The organism is Mesorhizobium sp. P2_F7, from assembly GCF_056403695.1.
The window spans coordinates 687,596-710,429 of record NZ_JBFUFA010000001.1 but is presented as its reverse complement, the minus strand read 5'-3'; the positions used below and the strand labels follow the sequence as shown (position 1 = coordinate 710,429).

Genomic DNA, 22,834 nt, shown 5'->3' with positions numbered 1-22,834 from the left:
CCGCGCCGATTTTGCACGTTTTGGCTCAATCAGGCCGGTTTTGCGGCTCTCAACCGGTCGATCGCCATCAGCACGCGTTCGGGCGTTGCCGGCGCGTCGAGGCGCGGACAAATCTTGTGGTCGGCCACACTTGCCACCGCATCCGACAATGCGTGCAACACCGACATGCCGAGCGGGAAGGGCGGTTCGCCGACCGCCTTGGAGCGGTGCACCGTCGGCTCGTTGGCCTCCGGCCAATCGGCCAGCGTCACATTGAAGATCTTCGGCCGGTCGGACGCCAGCGGGATCTTGTAGGTCGACGGCGCATGGGTGCGCAGCCGGCCCTTGTCGTCCCACCACAGTTCCTCCGTCGTCAGCCAGCCCATGCCCTGGATAAAGCCGCCCTCGATCTGGCCAAGGTCGATGGCGCGGTTCAACGAACGGCCGGTGTCGTGCAAGATGTCGGTTCGTTCCACCACATATTCGCCGGTCAGCATGTCGACCGAGACTTCCGAGCACGAGGCGCCATAGGCGAAATAATAGAACGGACGGCCCTCGCCCTTGTCGCGATTCCAGTGGATTTTCGGCGTCTTGTAAAAACCCGCCGCCGACAGCTGGATGCGGGCCATATAGGCCTGCTTGACGAGGTCGGCGAAAGCGATCTCCTGGTTGCCGATGCGCACGCGGTTGGGCAGGAACAGCACCTGATCGCGCGGCACCTGGTATTTTTCGGCGGCGAAATCGGTCAGCCGGTTCTTGATCTGGCGGGCGCCGTTCTGCGCCGCCATGCCGTTGAGGTCGGTTCCGGATGAGGCTGCGGTGGCCGAAGTGTTGGGCACTTTGCCGGTCGTCGTGGCGGTGATCTTCACCTGGTCGAGGTCGATCTGAAACTCCTCCGCCACCACCTGCGCCACCTTGACGTAAAGGCCTTGGCCCATCTCGGTGCCGCCATGGTTCAGATGCACCGAACCGTCGGTGTAGACATGCACCAGCGCGCCGGCCTGATTGTAGTGGGTGGCGGTGAAGGAGATGCCGAATTTCACCGGTGTCAGCGCCAGGCCGCGCTTGATGAAGCGGCTGTTGGCGTTGAAGGCCTGAATGATGCGGCGGCGGCTTGCATAGTCCGCGCTCGCCTCCAGTTCGGCGACGATGCGATGGATGATGTTGTCCTCGACCGTCTGGTGATAGGGCGTGACGTTGCGATCGCTGGTGCCGTAAAAGTTCTGCTTGCGGATTTCGAGCGGGTCCTTGCCGACTGCAAAGGCGACCTCGTCGATGACGCGTTCGGCGCCGACCATGCCTTGCGGGCCGCCGAAGCCGCGAAAGGCGGTGTTCGAGACGGTATTGGTGTAGAGCGGCGCCGACTGCGCGTGCACCGCCGGCCAGAAATAGGTGTTGTCGCAGTGAAACAGCGCACGGTCGGTGACCGGGCCGGACAGGTCCGACGAAAAGCCGCAGCGCGCCGCGAACATGAAGTCGACACCGAGAATGTTGCCGTCATCGTCAAAGCCGACCTCGTAGTCGACGAGGAAATCATGGCGCTTGCCGGTGGCGGTCATGTCGTCGTCGCGGTCGGGCCGGATTTTCACCGCGCGATGATGTTTCTTCGCGGCGATCGCGGCCAGCGCAGCAAACTGGTTGCCTTGCGTTTCCTTGCCGCCGAAGCCGCCGCCCATGCGGCGGATTTCCACCGTGATGGCGTTGCTCGGCACGCCCAGCGCATGGCTCACCATATGCTGCACTTCGCTCGGGTGCTGGGTCGAGGAATAGATGGTGACGTCCTGGTCCTCGCCCGGAATGGCGACGGCGATATGGCCTTCGAGATAAAAATGCTCCTGGCCGCCGATGCGCATCTTGCCCTTCAGCCGGCGCGGCGCCGTCTTGATCGCGGCAGCAGCATCGCCGCGCTTCAACGTGAGCGGCGGGGTGACCAGTTTGTCCTTGCGCGGGTCGAGGTCGCCAATGTCGGTGACGAAGGGAAGTTGGCTGTATTCGACCTTGGCCAGCCGCGTGGCGCGGCGCGCCTGTTCGCGCGTCTGCGCAATAACGCAGAAGATCGGCTGGCCGTAAAACTGCACCTTGTCTTCGGCCAGCACCGGCTCGTCGTGACGGCCGGTCGGCGAAATGTCGTTTTCGCCGGGCACGTCTTTTGCCGTCAGCACGTCGACGACGCCCGGCGCCGAGCGCACAGCCGACAGGTCCATTTTTGTGATGGTCGCATGCGTCGCCGTCGACAGGCCGAGGCAGCCATGCAGCATGCCTGCCGGTTCCGGCATATCGTCGATGTAAACGGCGGTGCCGCTGACATGCTTGTGCGCGGAATCATGGCGCTGGTCGGTGGCGACGCTGCCGGAAATTTTTTGTGCCTTGAGGTTGGGAGAAGCATGTTTGTTCATCAGGCGGCCTCGTTGCGTGACACCTGGAACGGCGCCTTGCTGCCGCTGGTTTCGGCAAAGAAGCGCAGCAACAGGTTCTTGGCCGCCAGCGCCCGGTATTCGGCCGACGCCCGCATATCGGTCAGCGGGGTGAAATCACTGGCATATTCAGCCATCGCCGCTTCTACCGTCGCCTCCGTCCACGGCTTGCCAAGCAGTGCCTTTTCGACGCCGAAAGCCCGCTTTGGCGTTGCCGCCATGCCGCCATAGGCGATGCAGATATCGGCCACCGTGCCATCCTTGGCGAGGTCGAGGAAAAAGGCGCCGAGGGCCGCGGTGATGTCCTCGTCGCGGCGCTTGGTGATCTTGTAGACGGCAAACTTTGTGCGCTTGGCCGGCACGGGAACATGCACGGCCTCGACGAATTCGCCGGGCTGCCGGTCCTGCTTGCCATAGGCGATGAAGAAATCCTCGAGCGCGATGGTACGCCGCTTTTTGCCGCGGCGCAGCGTCAGTTGCGCGCCAAGCGCGATCAGGGGCGGCGGCGTGTCTCCGATCGGCGAGCCATTGGCGATGTTGCCGCCGATCGTGCCCATGTTGCGCACTTGCTCGCCGCCGATGCGGTCGAACAATGGCCCCAGAGCCGGGATGCGCTTGGCCAGCGTCGCGAAGGCGTCGGTGTAGGTGACGCCGGCGCCGATGGTGATGACATCATTGTCTTCGGAGATCCCGCACAGCCCGTCGAGATTGCCGATGAAGATCACCGGTGAAATATCGCGCATGTGCTTGGTGACCCACAGGCCGACGTCGGTCGAGCCGGCGACAACCGTGGCGCCCGGCTCCTTGTCCAGCACGGTGGCGAAATCGTCGGCATCGGCCGGGACGACCATCCGCTGCTTGCCGGAGCCGATTTCGACGCGCGAGCCGTCATGCATGGCCTCGAGCCTTGCCGTGATTGCCTTGCGCTCGGCCGCCAGCGGGTCCTTAGCCGCCTTGCCGTAGCTGGAGATGGCGTGCGCGGCGCGCATGATCGCCTCGTAGCCGGTGCAGCGGCAAAGATTGCCTTGCAGTGCCTTTTCGATCGCGGCGTTCGACGGGTCCGGCGACTTCATCCACAGGCCGTAGAGCGACATGACGAAGCCCGGCGTGCAGAAGCCGCATTGCGAACCGTGGAAATCGACCATCGCCTGCTGCACCGGATGCAACTGGCCGGGTGCACCGCGCAAATGCTCGACGGTCACGACATGGGTGCCGTCGAGTGAGCCGAGGAACCGGATGCACGCGTTGACGCTCTCATAAGCCAGTTTGCCGGCCGACAATTTGCCGACCAGCACTGTGCAAGCGCCGCAATCGCCCTCGGCGCAGCCTTCCTTGGTGCCGTTCAGCGAACGCTCAAGCCGCAGCCAGTCGAGCAAGGTCGCGTCTGGCGCCACCGACGACAGCGCGACATCCCTGCCATTGAGGATGAAGCGGATTTCGTTGCGGATGGAAATCTTGGCCATGCTTCAGCTCCCCCTGTAGGTCGAATAGCCATAGGGAGAGATAAGCAATGGCACGTGATAATGCACTGTTGCGGCCATGCCGAAGCGGATCGGCACGCTGTCGAGGAAGGCAGGCTCCGGCAGTTTCGTGCCCTGGCCGCGCAGATAGTCGCCGGCGGCGAAGACCAGTTCGTATTCGCCGAGGCGGAATTCCGGGCCTGCCAGCAGCGGCGCATCGCAACGGCCGTCGGCATTGGTGACAACGGTCTTCAGATGTGTCCGTGCATCGCCCTCAAGGTGATAGAGGGCGATCGACAGGCCCGCCGCCGGCTTGCCGGTCGCGGTGTCGAGAACATGCGTCGTCAGACGTCCGCCATCGGCCTTCGACGTTTCTGCCACTGGCGCCTCCCATTTCGGTACAGTCGAACAAAGCAATGAATTGTGCGCCAATTAAAGGCGATGCATAAGTCCCGGTCGAGCGGAGCGGCACAAAAACACTTTCAAAAATTTCGGGGGAATGCGCAGGCAGCCCTTTCGACTATCCTGATCACAACTTCCGGCGGTGTCCGGCAGGGAGGGGCAATGCGTTACAGCAGAGACATGCGCGGCTACGGAGCCAATCCGCCGGATCCGAAATGGCCGGGTGGTGCGCATGTCGCGGTGCAGTTCGTCGTCAACTACGAGGAAGGCGGCGAGAATTGCGTGCTGCACGGCGACAAGGCCTCGGAAGCCTTCCTGTCGGAGATTGTCGGCGCCGCGCCCTGGGTGGGGCAGCGCCACTGGAACATGGAATCGATCTACGAATATGGCGCGCGTGCCGGCTTCTGGCGGCTGTTGCGCCTGTTCAGCGAGGCGCAAGTGCCGGTGACCTGTTATGGCGTCGCCTCGGCCCTGGCCCGCTCGCCGGACCAGGTCGCGGCGATGCAGGAGGCCGGCTGGGAAATGGCCTCGCACGGGCTGAAATGGATCGACTATCGCGATCACAGCGCCGAGGACGAGCGCCGTGACCTCGAAGCGGCAATCAAGCTGCATTACGAAGTAACGGGACAGCGCCCGACCGGCTGGTACACCGGTCGCACCTCGGTCAACACGGTGCGACTGGTCGCCGAAGAGGGCGGCTTCGACTATGTCTCGGACACTTATGACGACGAATTGCCCTACTGGTTCGAGCACGCCGGCGGTGCGCAGCTCGTCATACCCTACACGCTCGACGCCAACGACATGCGCTTCGCCACGCCGCAAGGCTTCAATTCGGGCGACCAGTTCTTTGCCTACCTCAAGGACAGTTTCGATACACTCTATGCCGAGGGCCAGGCCGGCCGACCACGCATGATGAATATCGGCTTGCATTGCCGCCTGGTCGGGCGTCCCGGCCGGGTCGCGGCGCTGAAGCGCTTCGTCGATTATGTCAAATCGCACGACAAGGTCTGGCTGGCGCGGCGCATCGATATCGCCAGGCACTGGCAGGAGCACCATCCTTATCAGCCGCCGGCACTCAAGCCATCGAAGATGGAATTCGAGACCTTCGTTCATACCTTCGGCGGCGTGTTCGAACATTCGCCATGGATTGCCGAGCGCGCCTATGAGCTGGAGCTTGGTCCCGCGCATGACAGCGCAGGCGGCCTGCACAATGCGCTCTGCCGCGTCTTCCGCGCCGCCAGCGAGACCGAGCGGCTTGGCGTGCTCAACGCCCATCCAGATCTCGCCGGCAAACTGGCCAAGGCCAAACGCCTGACGGCGGAATCGACGCGGGAACAGGCCTCCGCCGGCCTCGATGCGCTGACCGACAAGGAGCGCGAGCTTTTCTCCAAGCTCAACGCCGCTTACGTCACCACCTTTGGTTTCCCCTTCATCATCGCGGTGCGGGGCAAGACCAAGGAGGAAATCCTCGCCGAGTTCGAGGCGCGCATCGGCAACAGCCGTGGCGTCGAACTCGATACCGCCTGCAAACAGGTTGAGCGCATCGCGCTGCTTCGCCTGAAAGACATGCTCCCACTCTGAGGGTCAGGACCCCATGGATATGATCAAGACTGACCAGAAAACCTATTACGCGCCGCGTGGCGGCCATCCTGGCCAAAATGAGCTTTTGACAGGTCGCGCCGTCTTCACCGAGGCCTATGCCGTCATCCCCAAAGGGGTGATGCAGGACATCGTCACCAGCCCCTTGCCGTTCTGGGACAAGACCAGGGCCTGGATCATCGCCAAGCCGCTATCGGGCTTTGCCGAGACATTTTCGCAGTACATCGTCGAGGTTCTGCCTGGCGGCGGCAGCGACAAGCCGGAACCGGACGCCGGCGCCGAGGGCGTGCTGTTCGTGGTCGAGGGCGAGCTGACCGTTTCGCTCGCCGGCAAGAAGCACGTGCTTCAAGCCGGCGGCTTTGCCTTCTTGCCGCCGGCCAGCGGCTGGACGGTGCGCAACGAAGCTCGCGACGCCGTGCGTTTCCACTGGATCAGGAAGGCTTATGAGGCCGTCGACGGCATCGACGTGCCGGAGGCCTTTTTCAGCAGCGACCAGCAAGTGGCGCCGACGCCGATGCCCGGCACCGAGGGCCGCTGGGCCACGACCCGTTTCGTCGACCCGGCCGACATGCGCCACGACATGCATGTCACCATCGTCACGCTCGAGCCGGGCGCCGTCATTCCGTTCGCCGAGACTCATGTCATGGAGCACGGGCTCTATGTCTTGGAAGGCAAGGCCGTCTACCGCCTCAACCAGGACTGGGTCGAGGTCGAGGCCGGCGACTTCATGTGGCTGCGCGCCTTTTGCCCGCAGGCCTGCTATGCCGGCGGCCCCGGCAAATTCCGCTATCTGCTCTACAAGGACGTCAACCGGCACGCCAAGCTTGGCGGGGCGGGCATTGGCGGTCGCGCGCGGTGACCCGTATCGTCGCGCGGCCGCTGACCCGCGGAAGCTTTGCCGGCTTTGGTGACGTGCTCGACATGGGCGGCGACAACCACTATCCGATCAATGGCGGCAAAACCGAGCGCTACCACGATCTCGCCACCGCTGAAGCCGCGGGGCCGAACGCCCGCGTGCTGATCTCGATGGCGCGCGGCACGCCCTACGAACTGCCGCTGAAGCTGACCATGGTCGAGCGCCACCCCTTCGGCAGCCAGGCCTTCATCCCGCTGTCACCGCGGCCTTTCCTGGTCGTCGTCTGCCATGACGGCAAGGATGGTCCGGGCGAGCCGCACGCCTTCATCACCGCGCCCGGCCAAGGCATCAACTATCCGCGCAATCTCTGGCATGGCGTGCTGACGCCGCTTGGTGAAGCCCAGGATTTCGTCATTGTTGACCGTGGCGGCGACGGCTCCAACCTCGAAGAGTTCCACTTCTCGCATCCTTACGAGATCTATCTCCCCGACGAGACCTGAGTAAAAAATGACCGACATATCGCTGATCGACCGCCTGCTAGACGTCATCGAGCACGACATCGTACCCAAGACGGCTGACGGTGTTGCCCATGGCAACAAGCTGTTCGGCGCCGCGATCCTGCGGAAGAGCGACCATTCGCTGGTGCTGGCCGAGACCAACAATGAGATGGAAAACCCGCTCTGGCACGGCGAAGTGCACTGCCTGAAGCGCTTTTACGAAATGCCTAGGGCGGAGCGCGTCGACACCAAGGACGCCATCTTCATCGCCACGCACGAGCCGTGCTCGCTGTGCCTGTCGGCGATCACCTGGACTGGCTTCGACAATTTCTACTACCTCTTCAGCCACGAGGATTCGCGCGACTCCTTTGCCATCCCGCACGACCTGAAGATCCTGAAAGAGGTCTTCACCCTCGATCCCGGCGGCTACGCCGCCGAGAACGCCTACTGGAAGAGTTTTTCCATCCGCAGGCTGGTGCGCGCGCTGCCCGAGGCGGAACGYCAAAGACTGGAGACGCGCATAGGCAAGATTTCGGCCCGCTACGACGCGCTTTCCGGTGTCTATCAGGATAGCAAGGCTGAGAACGACATTCCGCTGAACTGAGGTCGTTAGGCGAGCTCCGGCCAGGTCGCAATTTTCGCTGCTCCAGTCGCGAATGGCGATTGAAAGTCGTCGCACTGCAGGGCGTTATGAGCCTCGCATGAAAACCGTTACTGAATTTCCTCGCAAGGTCGTCGAATTCCCGGATATGGGCATCGTCATGCCGGATGGCTGCCGGCTGTCGGCGCGGGTGTGGATGCCGCAGGATGCCGGCGACGATCCAGTGCCGGCGATCCTTGAGCACCTGCCCTACCGCAAGCGTGACGGCACAATCTTTCGCGATCAGCTGACACACCCCTATTTCGCCGGCCACGGCTACGCCTCGATCCGTGTCGACATGCGCGGCAATGGCGATTCCGAAGGGCTGATGGACGACGAATATTCCGAGCAGGAATTGCAGGACGCCTGCGATGTCATCGCCTGGGCGGCGAGCCAGCCCTGGTGCAATGGCAGCGTCGGCATGATGGGCATCTCCTGGGGCGGCTTCAACTGCCTGCAGGTGGCGGCCAAGCAGCCGCCGGCGCTGAAGGCCGTCATCAGCCTGTGCTCGACCGTCGACCGTTATGCCGACGACATCCACTACAAGGGCGGCTGCCTTTTGACCGAGAATTTCGGCTGGGCCTCGACCATGCTGTCCTATTCGTCGCGGCCGCCGGATCCGCTGATTGCCGGCGACAACCGCTGGCGCGATCTGTGGCTGACGCGGCTGGAGAACCAGTCTTTCCTGTTGCCGCTGTGGCTGAAGCACCAGCACCGCGACGCCTATTGGAAACGCGGTTCGATCTGCGAGGACTTTTCCGCCGTCAAGGCGGCGGTGCTGTCGATCGGCGGCTGGCATGACGGCTACCGCAACACGATCTCGCACCTGGTCACCAACATCCAGGCGCCGGTGAAAGGCATTGTCGGGCCGTGGATCCACAAATACCCGCACTATGCGGGGCCAAAACCCGCCATCGGCTTCCTGCAGGAGGCGCTGCGCTGGTGGGATCGTTGGCTGAAAGGCACTGAGACCGGCGTCGAGGCCGACCCGGACTACCGCGCCTATGTGATGGACAGTGTGCGCCCTGCGCGCTGGCATCCCGAGCGGCCGGGCCGCTGGGTGGCCGAGCAGGAATGGCCGTCACCCGGTATCAAGGTCGAGGCGATCGAACTCATCGCTGCCGGCGCCAGGCCGGCGATCGTGGCGACGCCGCAAAGCTGCGGACTTGCCGGTGGCGAATATTTTCCCTTCACCTTCGGCCCGGAACTGCCGGGCGACCAGCGCCCCGACGATGCGCTGTCGGTCTGCTTTGACCAGCCTGTGCTCGCAGAGGCCATCGACATTGTCGGCGCGCCCGAGCTTTTGGTCAAAGTCTCGTCGGATCGGCCACAGGCCAACATCGCGGTGCGGCTGTGCGACGTGCACCCCGACGGCGCCTCGGAGCTGATCTCCTACGGCGTGCTCAACCTGACGCATCGCAAGTCGCATGAATTCCCGGAAGCGCTGGTGCAGGGCGAAACTGTTTCGGCACGTGTCGTGCTCGACCAGTGCGCCTACCGCGTGCCGGCCGGAAACAAGCTGCGCATCGCCATTTCGAACGCTTACTGGCCGATGATCTGGCCGTCGCCGGAGCCGGTGCGGCTTGACCTCTCAGCAGCGACGCTGAAGCTGCCGCTGCGCCCGCTTGCGAAAGGCGACGAGGCATCATTCCTGGCCCCCGAAGGCGCAACGCCCTGGGCGACCGAGACGGTCCGGGCGGCGAATTCCGAGCGTCATGTCGATCGCGACGAAAAGACCGGCATCGTCAAGCTGTCGATCACGGACGATTTCGGCGCGATGCGCGATCTCTCGCATGGGCTGGCCAACGGCAGCATCGCCCGCGAGACGTGGGCCATTCATCCTGACGACCCGCTGTCGGCCTCGGGAAAAACCCACTGGACGCAGACCCTGTCGCGAAATGAATGGTCGGTGCGCACCGAGACATCGGCCGAAATGCGCTGCGACGCGCAAAACTTCATCGTCAGTGCCAGAATCGAAGCCTATGAGGGCGAAACGCTGGTTTTCGAGCGCGATTTCGAAGAGACGATTCCACGTGACCTGCTCTGAGCGCAGATCCGGCTGGTCCAGTTGCGACGTGCGATTTACGCCACGGCATGTCGCATTCGGTCTTGCTTATGGCTTTGCCCTTCGGTCAATATCTCTTTGGTAACAACAAACAAAAAACGACCACAAGGTCGAACCAACAGAGTGAGGAACTCAAATGTCTAACGAACTCGAATATCTGAGCCGGCGCGTTGCGTCTGGCAAGCTGAGCCGTCGTGATTTTCTCGGCCGCGCGGCCGCCCTGGGCGTCACCGCACCCTTCGCCAATATGCTGCTGTCCAGCGCGGCGCGCGCGGAAGGCCCGGTCAAGGGCGGAACGCTGAAAGCCGGCCTGGTCGGCGGCGAATCCACCAACAGCCTCGACCCGGCGCTGATGATGACGCAGGTGCCGTTCGCCTTCGGCAAGTGCTGGGGCGAAATGATCGTCGAGCTGTCGCCCGAGGGCAAGCTCGAGAACCGCATCGCCGAGGAGATCGGCTCGTCGGACGACGCCAAGGTGTGGACGCTGAAGATCCGCGACGGCGTTGAATTCCACAACGGCAAGACCGTGACGGCCGAGGACGTGGCTGCCACACTCGAGCGCCATTCGGACGAAAAGTCGAAGTCGGGCGCGCTCGGCTACATGAAGGGCATCGAAAGCATCAAGGCCAGCGGCAAGGAAGTGGTGCTGACGCTGAAGGAGGCCAACGCCGACCTTCCCTATCTGCTCAGCGACTATCACCTGATCGTCCAGCCCAATGGCGGTAAGGACAAACCCGATGCCGGCATCTCGGCCGGCCCGTACGTGGTCAAGACCAACGAGCCCGGCGTGCGCCATGTCGGCGAGCGCTTCGCCAATTACTGGCAGGGCGACAAGATGGGCCATGCCGACCAGATCGAAGTCGTCGTCATCAACGACGCGACGGCGCGCACGGCGGCCCTGCAGGGCGGTCAGGTCAACATGATCAACCGCGTCGAGCCGAAGATCGTCGACCTGATCAAGCGCGTGCCCGGCGTCACCATCCGCAATCACGCCGGCCCCGGCCACTACGTCTTCATCATGCATTGCAACACGGCGCCGTTCGACAACAACGACCTGCGCATGGCGCTGAAGCTGGCCATCGACCGCGAGGAGATGCTGAACAAGGTGCTGCGCGGCTACGGCTCGCTCGGCAACGACTTCCCGATCAATTCGTCCTATCCGCTGTTCACCGAAATCGAGCAGCGCAAGTACGATCCCGACAAGGCCAAGTTCCACTACAAGAAGTCGGGCCATGACGGCACCGTGCTGCTGCGCACCTCCGACGTCGCCTTCCCGGGCGCCGTCGACGCCTCGCAGCTCTTCCAGCAGAGCGCAGCCAAGGCCGGCATCAAGATCGAGCTCAAGCGCGAGCCCGGCGACGGCTATTGGAACGAGGTCTGGAACAAGCAGCCCTTCTGCGCCTCCTACTGGGGCGGCCGCTCGACCCAGGACCAGATGTACTCGACGGCCTATCTGTCGACCGCCGACTGGAACGACACCCGTTTCAAGCGCCCGGATTTCGACAAGATGGTGCTGGCGGCGCGCGCCGAGCTCGACGAGGCCAAGCGCAAGCAGATGTACCACGACATGGCTGTCCTAGTACGCGACGAGGGTGGCCTGATCCTGCCGATGTTCAACCAGTTCATCGATGCCACCGGCGCCAAGGTCGGCGGCTGGGTCGACGATCCGCATCAGGAGCTGATGAACGGCTACGCACTGGCTAAGTGCTGGCTCGAAGCCTGAGCTCGGCTTTGCGGATATGTCCTCACCCATCTTGAAACTGATTGCCCAGCGCGTTGCGCTGGGCGTCGTCCTCCTGCTGGCCGTTTCGGTCCTGATCTTCGCCGGTACACAGATTCTGCCCGGCGACGTCGCGCAAGCCATTCTCGGACAGTCGGCGACGCCGGAGTCGCTCGCCAATCTGCGCGAGCAGCTCGGCCTCAATCAGCCGGCTTACATCAGGTATTTCCACTGGCTCGGCGGTGCGCTCACCGGCGATCTCGGCACGGCAATGTCGAGCGGCCAGGATATCGCGACCTCGATCAAGGGACGGCTGTGGAACACGCTGTTCCTGGCCTTCTGGGCAGCGGTCGTAGCCGTGCCGCTGGCCATCATTCTCGGTCTGATCGCGGTGCGTTACCGCAATGGCTGGGTCGACAAGCTGATCTCCGGACTGGCGCTCGCTTCGACGTCCTTCCCGGAGTTCTTCATCGGCTACGTGCTGGTCTTCTTCTTTGCCGTCAAATATCAATGGTTTCCGGCAATTTCCACGGTCTATGACGGCATGCCGTTCGGCGAGCGCATGCAGGCGATCGCCCTGCCGGCCGCCGCGCTGACGCTGGTTGTTCTTGCCCACATGATGCGAATGACCCGTGCGGCCATCCTCAACGTCATGCAGTCGGCCTATGTCGAGACGGCGGAACTGAAAGGCCTGTCGGCCTTCAACGTCATCCGCAAACACGCTTTCCCCAATGCCATCGCACCGATCATCAACGTCGTCATGCTCAACCTCGCCTACCTCATCGTCGGCGTCGTCGTGGTCGAGGTGATCTTCGTCTATCCCGGCATGGGGCAATATCTGGTCGATCACGTCACCAAGCGCGACGTGCCGGTGGTGCAGGCGGTCGGCCTGATCTTCGCCGCCGTCTATATCACTTTGAACATCATCGCGGACATCGGGGCGATCGTCGCCAATCCGCGCCTCAGACATCCGAAATAAGGGGGCGGGCATGCTCGATATCAGACGCATCCCCATCCCCGCACTGATCGGTATCGTGCTGACGACAATGTTCGTCGTGGCAGCCGTGTTTGCGCCATGGATCGCGCCGCACGGCAATGCAGAGATCGTCAGCGACGTTCCTTGGGAACCGATGTCTTCGGCGCATTTGCTGGGCACCGACAATCTTGGCCGTGATCTGTTGTCGCGCATGATCTATGGCGCCCGCATCACACTGTTCATCGCGGTGCTGGCCACCGCGCTGTCGTTCTCGCTCGGCGCCATTCTCGGCTTTTCGGCGGCGGTGTTCGGCGGCTGGTTCGACACGCTTTTGTCGCGCCTCGTCGATCTCCTGATGTCGATCCCGACCCTGATCATGGCGCTCGTCGTGCTCTCGGTGCTGCCGACCAATCTGGTGACGCTGATCCTGGTGATGGGCGTTCTCGACTCGACCCGGGTCTACCGGCTGTCGCGCGCAGTGGCCGTCGACATCAACGTCATGGACTATGTCGAAGCCGCCAAATTGCGCGGCGAAGGCAGCGGCTGGATCATCTTCCGCGAAATTCTGCCCAACGCGCTGTCGCCGCTGGTCTCCGAACTCGGCCTGCGCTTCATCTATGCCGTGCTGTTCCTGTCGACGCTGTCCTTCCTCGGCCTTGGCGTGCAACCGCCGGATGCCGACTGGGGCGGCATGGTCAAGGAAAACAAGGACGGCATCGTCTTCGGCATCGGCGCCGCGCTCATTCCGGCGGCGGCAATCGCCGCACTGGCAATCTCGGTCAACCTTGTCGCCGACTGGATCCTCAACCGCACGACAAGCCTGAAGGGAGGACGCGGGTGATGGCCGACACAAAAGCAAAGCCCGGCCTGTTGCTCGATATCCGCAACCTGCGCATCGAAGCGACAGTGTTTCCGCCTGGCGAAGCGCCGAAGAACATCGTGCTGGTGCACGATGTCTCGCTGACGCTGGAAAAGGGCAAGGTGCTCGGCCTGATCGGCGAGTCCGGCGCCGGCAAGTCGACCATCGGCCTGTCGTCGATGGGCTATGGCCGCGGCGGCGTGCGCATCACCGGTGGCGAGGTGCTCCTCAACGGCCGCGACATCCTCAAGGGCGGCAAGGAAGGTTTCCGCAAATTGCGCGGCCGCGAGGTCTGCTATGTCGCGCAGTCGGCGGCCGCCGCCTTCAACCCGGCGCACAAGCTGATGGACCAGGTGGTGGAAGCCACGCTGCTGCACGGCACGGCGACACGGGCCGAGGCCGAGAAACGCGCCGTGGCACTGTTCAAGAAGCTCAGTCTGCCGAACCCCGAAACCATCGGCGAACGCTTCCCGCACCAAGTCTCCGGCGGCCAGCTGCAGCGGGTGATGACGGCGATGGCGCTGTGCTCGGAACCCGACCTGATCGTCTTCGATGAGCCGACCACCGCGCTCGACGTCACGACGCAGATCGACGTGCTGGCGGCAATCAAGGACGCCATTCGCGACACCCATGTCGCGGCGCTCTACATCACCCACGACCTTGCCGTCGTCGCCCAGGTCTCTGACGAGATCATGGTGCTGCGCCACGGCAGGCTGGTCGAATGGGGCGGCACCCGCCAGATCATCAAGGAGCCGCGCCAGGAATATACCAATGCGCTGGTCTCGGTGCATGAGATCGAGCACGCCGAGCAGAAGCCCGGCGCGACACCGTTCCTGTCGGTCAAGAACGTCACCGCCGCCTATGGCGGCAGCAACGTCAAGGTGCTGAAGAACGTCTCGGTCGACATCTATCCGGGCCAGACGCTGGCCGTCGTCGGCGAATCCGGCTCCGGCAAGTCGACGCTGGCGCGCGCAATCACCGGGCTTTTGCCGCCCGAGGAAGGCACCGTCACCTTCGACGGCAGGCCGCTTGCCAACAGGCTCGCCGACCGGCCGAAGGAGGATCTGCGTCAGTTGCAGATGATCTACCAGATGGCCGACGTGGCGATGAACCCGCGCCAGACCGTCGGCACCATCATCGGCCGGCCACTGGAGTTCTATTTCGGCATACGCGGCCGCGAACGCGACAAGCGCGTCGCCGAACTGCTCGACGAGATCGAGATGGGCAAAGGCTTCCTCGACCGCTATCCGGCCGAACTGTCCGGCGGCCAGAAGCAGCGCGTCTGCATCGCCCGCTCGCTTGCAGCCAAGCCGAAGCTGATCATCTGCGACGAGGTGACATCGGCACTCGACCCGCTGGTGGCCAACGGCATCCTCAAGCTGCTGCTCAACCTGCAGCAGCACGAGAAGGTCGCCTACCTCTTCATCACCCACGATCTGGCGACGGTGAAGTCGATCGCCGATTCGATCGCGGTGATGTATCGCGGCGAGGTGGTGCGCTATGGCGCCAAGAGCAAGGTGCTGACGCCGCCCTTCGACGCCTATACCGACCTGCTCCTGTCCTCCGTCCCCGAGATGGAGATCGGCTGGCTGGAAAAGGCGATCAAGGGACGGCGTATGGCGAGTGCGGGCAACTAACGGTTTCGCGGCGCCAACCGTGAAAACTTGCCTTCAACGACAAGCCTTCCGGAGCCGCCGATGGCGCTCAAGACAAAACTGTTGCTGATCGTCCTCGACGGCGTGCCTTACCGGAACTGGCGCCGGCTGATGGGCAATCTCGAAGGCTGGGTGCAATCGGGCGAGGCGCAAGTGTGGAAGATGCGCTCGGTGCTGCCGTCGACCTCGGCCTGCTGCTACGCCTCGATCCACACCGGGGTGTCGCCACAGGAGCATGGCATCCTGTCCAACGAGAACCGTTTCTTGGTCAACAAGCCGGACATCTTCTCCGAGGTCAGCAAGGCCGGCGGAAAGACCGGCGCGGTGACGCATTCCTATTGGTCGGAATTCTTCCGCTCCTATCCGTTCGACCTCGTCGAGGACATGGAATATGACGAGCCGGAGGGGCCTATCACGCATGGCCGCTTCCACACCATGACCGGCTACAATCTGAAGAACCAGATGACGCCGAGCGACGTCGATCTGTTTGCGACGCTGACCATGCTGACCCGGCGCCATGGCATCGACTACGGCATCCTGCACACCTGCACGCTGGATTCGATGGGCCATCGCTTTGGCCATGATTGCCACGAAATGGACCATGCCTGCTATGCGATGGACGGCATGCTGGCGGCGTTCCTGCCCCTCTGGCGGCAAGCTGGCTACGAGGTGATCGTCACCGCCGACCACGGCCAGACCGACCGCGGCCATCATGGCGGCCATGACGACGAAATGCAGGATTTCGCGCTGTATTATTTCGGACCTGGCAAGGGACCGGAGGCCGACACGCTGCTCGACCAGTTGCGGCTGGCGCCGACGGTGCTGAAGCGGCTGGGTGTGCCGGTGCCGGAGACGATGAAGGCGAAGCCGTTTTTGGATTAAGCGGGCGAGGCGCATGCGCTTACCTTCTCCCCTTGTGGGAGAAGGTGGATCGGCGCGCAGCGCCGAGACGGATGAGGGGTGCGCGACAGAGCGCGGTGTGAAAGATCGAAGAATCTGAAGCGCTTACTTCTGCAAAGCAGCGATCCGTCCAGCACCCCTCATCCGACCTCGCTTCGCGAGGCCACCTTCTCCCACAAGGGGAGAAGGTAAGAACCTCACCCTACTGGCAACACTCCCTCTCTTCGGTTAGCTTCCGGAAAATTCCTTGGCGGAAGGATGAACCTTTTTGGACCGATCGGCGACAGAGCAGACAGGAGCCAGGCGGCTCGACCGGCCATGACGGCAGCGACAGAGACTGATCGCGCGCTTGTCGACCGGGTCGCGAAGGGCGACCGTGCCGCTGTTCGGCTGCTGTTCATGCGTCACCACGCGCGGGTCTACCGCTTCGTGGCGCGCCAGACGGGATCGGAAATGATGGCCGACGATATCGCAAACGAGGTGTTTCTTGAGCTGTGGCGCCAGGCGCCCGGCTTCGAAGGACGCTCGGAAGTCTCGACATGGCTGCTCGGTATCGCCCGCTTCAAGGCGCTGTCGATGCTGCGCAAGAAAAAGGAAGACTGGATCGACGACGACGATGCGGCGCAGGTCCCCGATAGCGCCGACACGCCCGAAGTCGCCACCATGAAGGAAGACAAGGGCGCCGCCTTGCGGCGCTTCGTCGATGCCTTGCCGGAAGAACACCGCTCGGTGATCGACCTTGCCTATTACCACGGACAGTCGGTGACGGAGATCGGCGAGGTGCTCAACATCCCGGTCGCCACCGTCAAGACCCGTATGTTCTACGCCCGCAAGAAGCTCGGCGAAGCCCTCAAGGCCGCCGGTTACGACAGGGGTTGGCCATGAGCAATCCTGAAGATATGAGTGCCGCTGAAAAGATGTCGCGCCGCGACGAAATGGAAACGCTGCTGCCGTTCTACCTGAACGGCTCGTTGGAAGGCTCCGACCTCCAAGCCGTCGAGGAATGGCTGGCGTCCGATCCGGCGGCAATGGCAGCACTTGGCGAGGCCGAGGCCGAATTCTCCGGCACCACCGCCGCCAACGAGGCGATCCGGCCGCCGGCCGATGCGCTCAGCCGCTTTGCCAAGGCGCTCGACGCCGAGGCCGGGCCGGTGCGTGCGCCGGCGGGCCGTTCCTGGCTGGCGCAGGCGCTCGACCGTTTCATGGCGGTGCCGGTCGGTGTCGCCTGGGCGGCAGCCGCAGTGTTGCTGGCGCTGATCGTGGTGCAGTCCTATGTGCACACCGGCGGCAAGGGCAATGATTTCGAGATTGCCGGCGCCGAGGACGATCTGGTGAAACTGCCGTTCGCGCTGGTCAAGTTCAAGCCGGAGGCGAAGATCTCCGACATCGCCGTCTTCCTCGACCAGAACGAACTGAAGATCGCCGGCGGGCCGACGGCCTCGGGCGTCTTCCGCATTGCCATCCCGGCCAAGACCGCAGCAGACTATACCAAGTTGCTCGGCCTTATTGCCGCCCAGCCTTTCGCCGAGACTGTGATCGAGGGAAGGAAACCGGTTGATGGCAGCTAAGGCGGTCATTCGATTTGCAATCCTGGCGGCGGCGATGACAATCGCCGCCGTGCCCGCTTTAGCACAGACCAGCAACCCCAATGCCGGCCGCACAACGACCGACTGCACCGACACCACCGGTGCGGCGGCAGCCGACTGCCCCAAGGACGACAAGGGTGGCGGAGCGGGCGGCGGCCAGGGCGCTGTTGTCCTTCCGGCCCTGATCGTCGACCTGTTTCCAAATCCGCCTGCTGCCGCGGCGCCGGTGCCGACGCCACGGCCGTCAGCGCCGCCTGCCGACACGCAGGCCGGTCCGCCGGCTGGTGGGCCGATCGTTTCGCCGACCGATCTTGTCGCGACCGCGCCGCGGCGTGCCATCGCCGGCGATTTTGTGCCCGACGAGGTGCTGGTGACCGTCGATGGTGACGCCGGCGCCGTTCAGCAGATCGCCGCCTCGTTTGGCCTTCAAGTGCGCTCGCAACGCCAGTCGCGGCTGCTCGGCACCACGCTGGTGCGCTTCGGCATTCCGGATGGCCGTCCGGTCGGCACCGTGCTGGCACAACTGGCCTCCGATGGCCGCACCCAGCGGCGCGAGCCGAACCATGTCTATTCGCTGCAGCAGGCAGCCGGGATCGTCAACTATGCCTTCGAGCGCATCCAGCTCGACAACAAGCAGGCAAGCGGCGAGAACGTGCGTGTCGCCGTCATCGACACCGGCATTGACGACACCAATCCGGCGCTGGCCGGCGTCATTGCCGAGCAGTTCGACGCCATGCCCGAAGTGCCGGTCGAAAAGCGCGATCATGGCACCTCGGTCGACGGGCTGATCGCCGGCGTCGGCGCGCTCGAAGGCATGGCGCCGGGGGCCAGGATCTATCATGCGCGGGCCTTCGAGGACGGCAGGTCGACCATGGATGTCATCCTGTCGGCGCTCGACTGGGCGGCCGAGCAGAATGTCAGCATCATCAATATGAGCTTCGTCGGCCCCAAGAACGATTTGCTCGCCACCGCCTGCCGCAATGCGCGCGGGCTCGGCATCATCCTGGTTGCGGCGGCCGGCAACAATGGCCCGAAAGCGCCGTACGGCTATCCGGCCGCCTATCCCGGCGTCATCGCGGTGACCGCCACCGACGCCAAGGACGGCCTGATGCCGCAGGCCAATCGCGGCGCCTACGTCTTCATCTCGGCGCCCGGCGTCGAGATGGTGGCGCCGAGTGGCGCCGGCTCGGACGTGGTCACCGGCACCTCGTTCGCCGCCGCGATCGTCTCCGGCGCCATCGCCAATTTGATCCACGCCGCACCGGAGCGCTCGGCCGACGACATCGAAAAGGCGCTGGCCGCCACCGCCCGGGATCTCGGCCCGAAAGGCCGCGACAAGGATTTCGGCTATGGGTTGCTGGACATCAAGGCGGCCGAAGCGGCGAAGAAGTGAATTTGCGGCACGGCCCCTTCAAGTGGCAACAGCGCGCAGTGGCATCTCACGCTTGATCGTCCTGTCGACGTAGTCGGTCAGATGCGCGGTTAGTTCCCGCGCGTCGTCCTCGGCGCCGTGAATGAAGCTCGATTTCCGGCGACGCAAATATGGCAGTCCCATCACATAGAGCCCGGGAACCTCAGCAACGCCTCGATCGTGCTTCAGGTCGCCCTTGCGATCGAAGATCGGCAAGTCCAGCCAGGAAAAGTCCGGCCGAAAACCGGTGGCCCATAGCACCGTGCGAATGTCTTCGCCGAGTTTAAGATTCATTTGCGGCGGCGCGTCGATTGCAGTGAGGGCAAAGCGCTCGACGGGACCGACGCCGGACGGTGCATTCGCCTCGGCCCATTCGTCGATCGCCGTGAGCAGCCGATTCATCTTCAGGTCGGCAAGCGCGCAGACGTTGCGAAGCGTTCCGGAAAACTGGGCTGTTGCGTCGCGAATGCCCATCAGGCGTCCGACGATTTTAACGCCTTGCCCCTGCAGGACATTGAGGTCAAGCGTGGCGCGGTCTGATGTGCCGACAAGCTGCGGCGACGGGACTCTTCGGGCGCGGTCGGGGTCGTCAGCGTCTTCGATGCGCTGGTCGAGCACGCCCGTCGCAAGCATCCACCATTGGATGTCGCGACCTCGATAGATGCGCGGCAGCCGGACGTGTTCGCCCACCGCGAGCGTGACGGGCCGGCCGCTGAGCTGGATCTCTTGCGCCAATTGCAGGCCTGTCGCCGATGCTCCAACCACCAGCACCCCGCCAGGGGCAAGTTGCCCCGGATGGCGGTAGGAGTGCGCCGATAGCTGTTCGACGGTGGCTGGCATGGAATCGGCCAGTCGCGGTATGACCGGCTTGTTGAAGGCGCCAGTCGCGAGCACGACGGCACGGCACAGCCAGTCCCCATTTTGGGTTTCCACCCGAAAGCCGTGGCTGATCTGTGCAACTCTGTTGACTGTGGTGTGCGTCAGAACCGGTGCTGAGGTGTATGTGGCATAATCGGAAATGAAATCGGCGACCTGTCCGGCGCTCATGTAGCCATCCGGGTCGTCGCCTCGGTACGGGTAGTCGGGGAGCCGCGCCATCCAGTTGGGAGTGAGCAAGCGCAGCGAATCCCAGCGCTCCGTGCGCCAGCTATTCGCCACCTCGCCTTGCTCGAGAATCACATGCCTGAGCGAGTGCTGGCCCAGCAGATAGCTCATCGCCAGGCCCGAGTGACCGGCGCCGATGACGACGACGTCAACGGCGCCGGCGATCCCGCGTGATGCGCTTTCGCTCATCAGGACTTGCTCGAAGTGACCGTGACATCCGTTGGGTTGGCGATCACGTCAAAGACGGCCGAGCGCTTCTGCGACTGCGCGACAAGAGCGGCTATATCGTCCGCGCTGGCGTCCGCGTCGATGTCGTAGTGCACCTTGATGCCGTCGAAGCCGTTGCGCACGTCCGGATCGATGCCGAGGATGCCCTGGATATTCATGCCGGCTTCGAGCGTTGCCTTGACAGAGTGGAGCTGGATGTTGCGGTTTTGCGCGACAGCCGCGATGCCCGCGGTCAGGCAGCCTGCCAGGCCGACCAGCACAAACTCGACCGGTGTCGCACCCTTGTCCTCGGATGCAAAGATTTCCGGGTGATCGGACTCGAACTTGTAGGTCTGGCGATGCTGCTGTTCTGCGCCCAGGCCGAAGAATCCGTCGACGGTCGCTCTGTTGTGGGTCCCCTTGACCCATTCGCTCGTCGCGCGCCACTTGAAGCGGGCTGCGTCGGGGGCATCCTTCAGCGCGTCACGGGCGCCAAGCAAGGCGGCTACGTTGACACCATTTGTGGCGGCTTCCGTATGTTTGGTCATAGGTCGTACTCCTGTTGACAGGTGAGGGTCCGGCTTACAGCGGACGGAATGTTCTTCCCACGGGCGTGTTGTGCGCAGCATGGGCGTGAGCGTGGAATCGCCTGGCGAAGCGCTGTGCTGGCGTGACTCCGGCAAAGCCGAACTCCAGCTATCGCCGAGGTTGAGGTGGTGCCTCGTTCAGAGGATCCTGCCCCAGCTGTTGGATGAGAGCCTTTTCTGGCGCGGTGTAACCGGCCAGCCAATGTCCTTTTGAATTTCCAACGGCAGACTGTTCAGAACGCGTTCGGATTTTCTTGCTTCACGGGCGTTTTTGATGGCCGCCCCATAGCGCGCGACCGTTTCAAACATTGACATTTTCTTCTCCTGTAGAGCCTTTGGGCGCTCGGAATATGCCCGGGCAACCGCTCAACGGTCTGTTAAATGCTCCACATTTGTATCTGCAAGGTTGCACCAAAACCGGCATTCGGTAACAAAATCGCAGATGACCTACGTGAGCGATTTCGGCTACGGGTGGCTGGACACGAAGTCGGCGACGAAGTGGCGGATACGCGCGACCAATTCAGAGAGCCGGACCCAACCGGACAGGGCTTCCATCATAAAAGCGTGACAGCCGGAAGCGGCTAAGGTCGTGCCCGGTCTCGTTTCCCTGAATCATGTCGGTAACGACGCGGCCTATGCCAGGCCCGATACCGAAGCCGTGGCCGCTCATCCCCGTCGCGACGAAAAGGCCGCCGACTGCCTCTACCCGATCTACGACGGGGACGACGTCTGGCATGGCGTCGATCATGCCGCCCCAGCTTGCCTTCAGGCGAACCGTCTCGAACTGCGGAAAGAGGTGCTTGAACTTGCGTTCTATCGCACGCAGACGGGCCGGTTCAGGGGCCGGGCTGAGCACCCGCATTCTCTCGAAAGGGCTGTGCGAATCCGGCGCCCAATCGCGCGGCGTCGACCAGCCATCAGGGTAGCCTGACGGCGCGAACGGAAAGTAGCGTGTCCCCAGTGGATTGTCCCTGAGGGCGGGAAGGTATTTGGTGGCGTGACGGAATGCATCCGGCCCCAGGTAATGCAGGTGACTGCCTCCCGCGGCGAGCGTGTAGCCGCCATCCTGCCGGCGCCTGAAAGCGATGTGTTCGTCAGTCGCAGCACCTGCATAAATCTCGGGCAAGGGCTCTGTCGCGGCTACGGTTACCCTGACGCTGAGCTGGGGGATGGAGACGCCGTGTCTGCGCAAGAACAGGGATGACCAGGCGCCGCCCGCCACCAGTACGCTGGAGGTCTCGATATATCCCGCCTCGGTCCACACCCCTTTGACCCTGCCGCCTGAGATTTCGAGGGTTCGCACTGCGCAATTCTCCACGATTTTGACGCCTTTTCGGACAGCAAGCCGAGCTAGCGCCGGCACCGCCAGCCAAGGCTCTGCACGCATATCGGAGGGTGTCGTCATCGCGCCCTTGAACCTGCGCGACATGCCTTTGATGAGCTTCGCGGTTTCGTCGCCGTCCAGGAGGCGGGTGTCGAGATCATGGATCGCGGCGATCCTCATGAACTCCTCGAAGCCGGCCATGTCCTTGTCGGAGTTCGCCAGGTAGGTCACGCCTGTCTGCGTCAGCCCGATGTCTTCGCCGCATTCCTCAGCCAGTTGCCGCCACAGGCGAATAGCCTCGATGACGATGGGCAGTTCGTCGGCGTCCCGTCCCTGCTTTCTGATCCAGCCCCAGTTGCGGGACGACTGTTCGGCGGCAACGCGTCCCTTTTCCAGCAGCGTCACCGGGATGTTGCGCTGCGCCAGCAACAGCGCCGTCGTTACGCCGATGACACCGCCACCGACAATGACCACCTCCGACGTCTTCGGCGGCGGGCCATGATGCTGGATTGGATCCGCATCGGAGAACGGGAATGTCGGCAAGTGGCGCACCTTTGGGCTGGTCCGGCTCTGGCTTACTGGTTGACACCCTG

At 63.4% G+C, this 22,834-nt stretch carries 20 protein-coding genes; 13 read left to right on the top strand and 7 right to left on the bottom strand.

The features are described from left to right. Positions 1–29: 29 nt before the first annotated feature. The 3 genes from xdhB to uraH are packed head-to-tail and all read right to left on the bottom strand — an operon-like array spanning position 30 to position 4,234. Positions 30–2,375 carry a xanthine dehydrogenase molybdopterin binding subunit gene (gene xdhB / locus AC1DZ8_RS03210; protein WP_477306624.1) on the bottom strand — a complete coding sequence of 782 codons (2,346 nt, stop codon included), beginning with the start codon at positions 2,373–2,375 and terminating at the stop codon, positions 30–32. Then, complete coding sequence (xdhA, locus tag AC1DZ8_RS03205) at positions 2,375–3,856, bottom strand: xanthine dehydrogenase small subunit (RefSeq protein ID WP_477306622.1); 1,482 nt, start codon at positions 3,854–3,856, stop codon at positions 2,375–2,377. Before xdhA ends, xdhB begins: the two co-directional genes overlap by 1 nt. A 3-nt stretch (positions 3,857–3,859) precedes the next feature. Further along, the gene (gene uraH / locus AC1DZ8_RS03200) at positions 3,860–4,234 is read right to left on the bottom strand and encodes a hydroxyisourate hydrolase (protein ID WP_477239330.1); all 375 of its coding nucleotides are present in this window, start codon (positions 4,232–4,234) and stop codon (positions 3,860–3,862) included. Positions 4,235–4,417: 183 nt separating this feature from the next. On the opposite strand from uraH, the gene puuE reads away from it, so the two are divergent. The 13 genes from puuE (at position 4,418) to AC1DZ8_RS03135 (ending at position 19,001) form a co-directional block, all read left to right on the top strand. Next, the gene (puuE, locus tag AC1DZ8_RS03195; RefSeq protein WP_477306618.1) at positions 4,418–5,836 is read left to right on the top strand and encodes an allantoinase PuuE; all 1,419 of its coding nucleotides are present in this window, start codon (positions 4,418–4,420) and stop codon (positions 5,834–5,836) included. 19 nt (positions 5,837–5,855) lie between these two features. Then, complete coding sequence (locus AC1DZ8_RS03190) at positions 5,856–6,713, top strand: bifunctional allantoicase/(S)-ureidoglycine aminohydrolase (RefSeq protein ID WP_477306617.1); 858 nt, start codon at positions 5,856–5,858, stop codon at positions 6,711–6,713. After that, the gene (locus AC1DZ8_RS03185) at positions 6,710–7,210 is read left to right on the top strand and encodes an ureidoglycolate lyase (RefSeq protein WP_477306615.1); all 501 of its coding nucleotides are present in this window, start codon (positions 6,710–6,712) and stop codon (positions 7,208–7,210) included. Before AC1DZ8_RS03190 ends, AC1DZ8_RS03185 begins: the two co-directional genes overlap by 4 nt. A 7-nt stretch (positions 7,211–7,217) precedes the next feature. Continuing rightward, positions 7,218–7,811, top strand: coding sequence for a nucleoside deaminase (locus AC1DZ8_RS03180; protein ID WP_477306613.1), 594 nt, complete (start codon positions 7,218–7,220; stop codon positions 7,809–7,811). A gap of 97 nt (positions 7,812–7,908) precedes the next feature. Further along, the gene (locus AC1DZ8_RS03175) at positions 7,909–9,894 is read left to right on the top strand and encodes a CocE/NonD family hydrolase (RefSeq protein ID WP_477306611.1); all 1,986 of its coding nucleotides are present in this window, start codon (positions 7,909–7,911) and stop codon (positions 9,892–9,894) included. Positions 9,895–10,048: 154 nt separating this feature from the next. Then, a complete protein-coding gene (locus AC1DZ8_RS03170; protein WP_477306609.1) occupies positions 10,049–11,635 on the top strand; it encodes an ABC transporter substrate-binding protein in 1,587 nt (528 codons plus the stop codon). A gap of 16 nt (positions 11,636–11,651) precedes the next feature. Then, complete coding sequence (locus AC1DZ8_RS03165) at positions 11,652–12,611, top strand: ABC transporter permease (RefSeq protein ID WP_352582418.1); 960 nt, start codon at positions 11,652–11,654, stop codon at positions 12,609–12,611. Positions 12,612–12,621: 10 nt separating this feature from the next. Beyond that, positions 12,622–13,449 (top strand): ABC transporter permease, encoded by an 828-nt coding sequence (locus tag AC1DZ8_RS03160; RefSeq protein WP_352582416.1) that lies wholly within the window; start codon positions 12,622–12,624, stop codon positions 13,447–13,449. Beyond that, positions 13,449–15,104 carry an ABC transporter ATP-binding protein gene (locus AC1DZ8_RS03155; protein WP_112562026.1) on the top strand — a complete coding sequence of 552 codons (1,656 nt, stop codon included), beginning with the start codon at positions 13,449–13,451 and terminating at the stop codon, positions 15,102–15,104. Before AC1DZ8_RS03160 ends, AC1DZ8_RS03155 begins: the two co-directional genes overlap by 1 nt. A 60-nt stretch (positions 15,105–15,164) precedes the next feature. Further along, a complete protein-coding gene (locus AC1DZ8_RS03150) occupies positions 15,165–16,004 on the top strand; it encodes an alkaline phosphatase family protein (protein WP_477306606.1) in 840 nt (279 codons plus the stop codon). Between the two features lie 336 nt (positions 16,005–16,340). After that, complete coding sequence (locus tag AC1DZ8_RS03145; protein ID WP_352555779.1) at positions 16,341–16,907, top strand: sigma-70 family RNA polymerase sigma factor; 567 nt, start codon at positions 16,341–16,343, stop codon at positions 16,905–16,907. A gap of 14 nt (positions 16,908–16,921) precedes the next feature. Further along, on the top strand, positions 16,922–17,590 hold the full coding sequence (locus tag AC1DZ8_RS03140) for an anti-sigma factor (RefSeq protein ID WP_477400405.1): 669 nt from the start codon (positions 16,922–16,924) through the stop codon (positions 17,588–17,590). Further along, positions 17,580–19,001, top strand: coding sequence for a S8 family serine peptidase (locus AC1DZ8_RS03135; RefSeq protein ID WP_477400309.1), 1,422 nt, complete (start codon positions 17,580–17,582; stop codon positions 18,999–19,001). The genes AC1DZ8_RS03140 and AC1DZ8_RS03135 overlap by 11 nt, the downstream gene beginning before the upstream one ends. Positions 19,002–19,019: 18 nt before the next feature. On the opposite strand, the gene AC1DZ8_RS03130 is transcribed toward AC1DZ8_RS03135, so the two are convergent. The 4 genes from AC1DZ8_RS03130 to AC1DZ8_RS03115 all read right to left on the bottom strand — a co-directional run bounded on the left by AC1DZ8_RS03130 (position 19,020) and on the right by AC1DZ8_RS03115 (position 22,784). Continuing rightward, the gene (locus AC1DZ8_RS03130; RefSeq protein WP_477306603.1) at positions 19,020–20,312 is read right to left on the bottom strand and encodes an NAD(P)-binding domain-containing protein; all 1,293 of its coding nucleotides are present in this window, start codon (positions 20,310–20,312) and stop codon (positions 19,020–19,022) included. Next, on the bottom strand, positions 20,312–20,830 hold the full coding sequence (locus AC1DZ8_RS03125) for an OsmC family protein (protein WP_477400308.1): 519 nt from the start codon (positions 20,828–20,830) through the stop codon (positions 20,312–20,314). The genes AC1DZ8_RS03130 and AC1DZ8_RS03125 overlap by 1 nt, the downstream gene beginning before the upstream one ends. Positions 20,831–21,055: 225 nt before the next feature. Then, positions 21,056–21,232 (bottom strand): hypothetical protein, encoded by a 177-nt coding sequence (locus AC1DZ8_RS03120; protein ID WP_192255001.1) that lies wholly within the window; start codon positions 21,230–21,232, stop codon positions 21,056–21,058. 205 nt (positions 21,233–21,437) lie between these two features. Further along, a complete protein-coding gene (locus AC1DZ8_RS03115) occupies positions 21,438–22,784 on the bottom strand; it encodes an NAD(P)/FAD-dependent oxidoreductase (protein ID WP_477306598.1) in 1,347 nt (448 codons plus the stop codon). Positions 22,785–22,834: the final 50 nt, after the last annotated feature.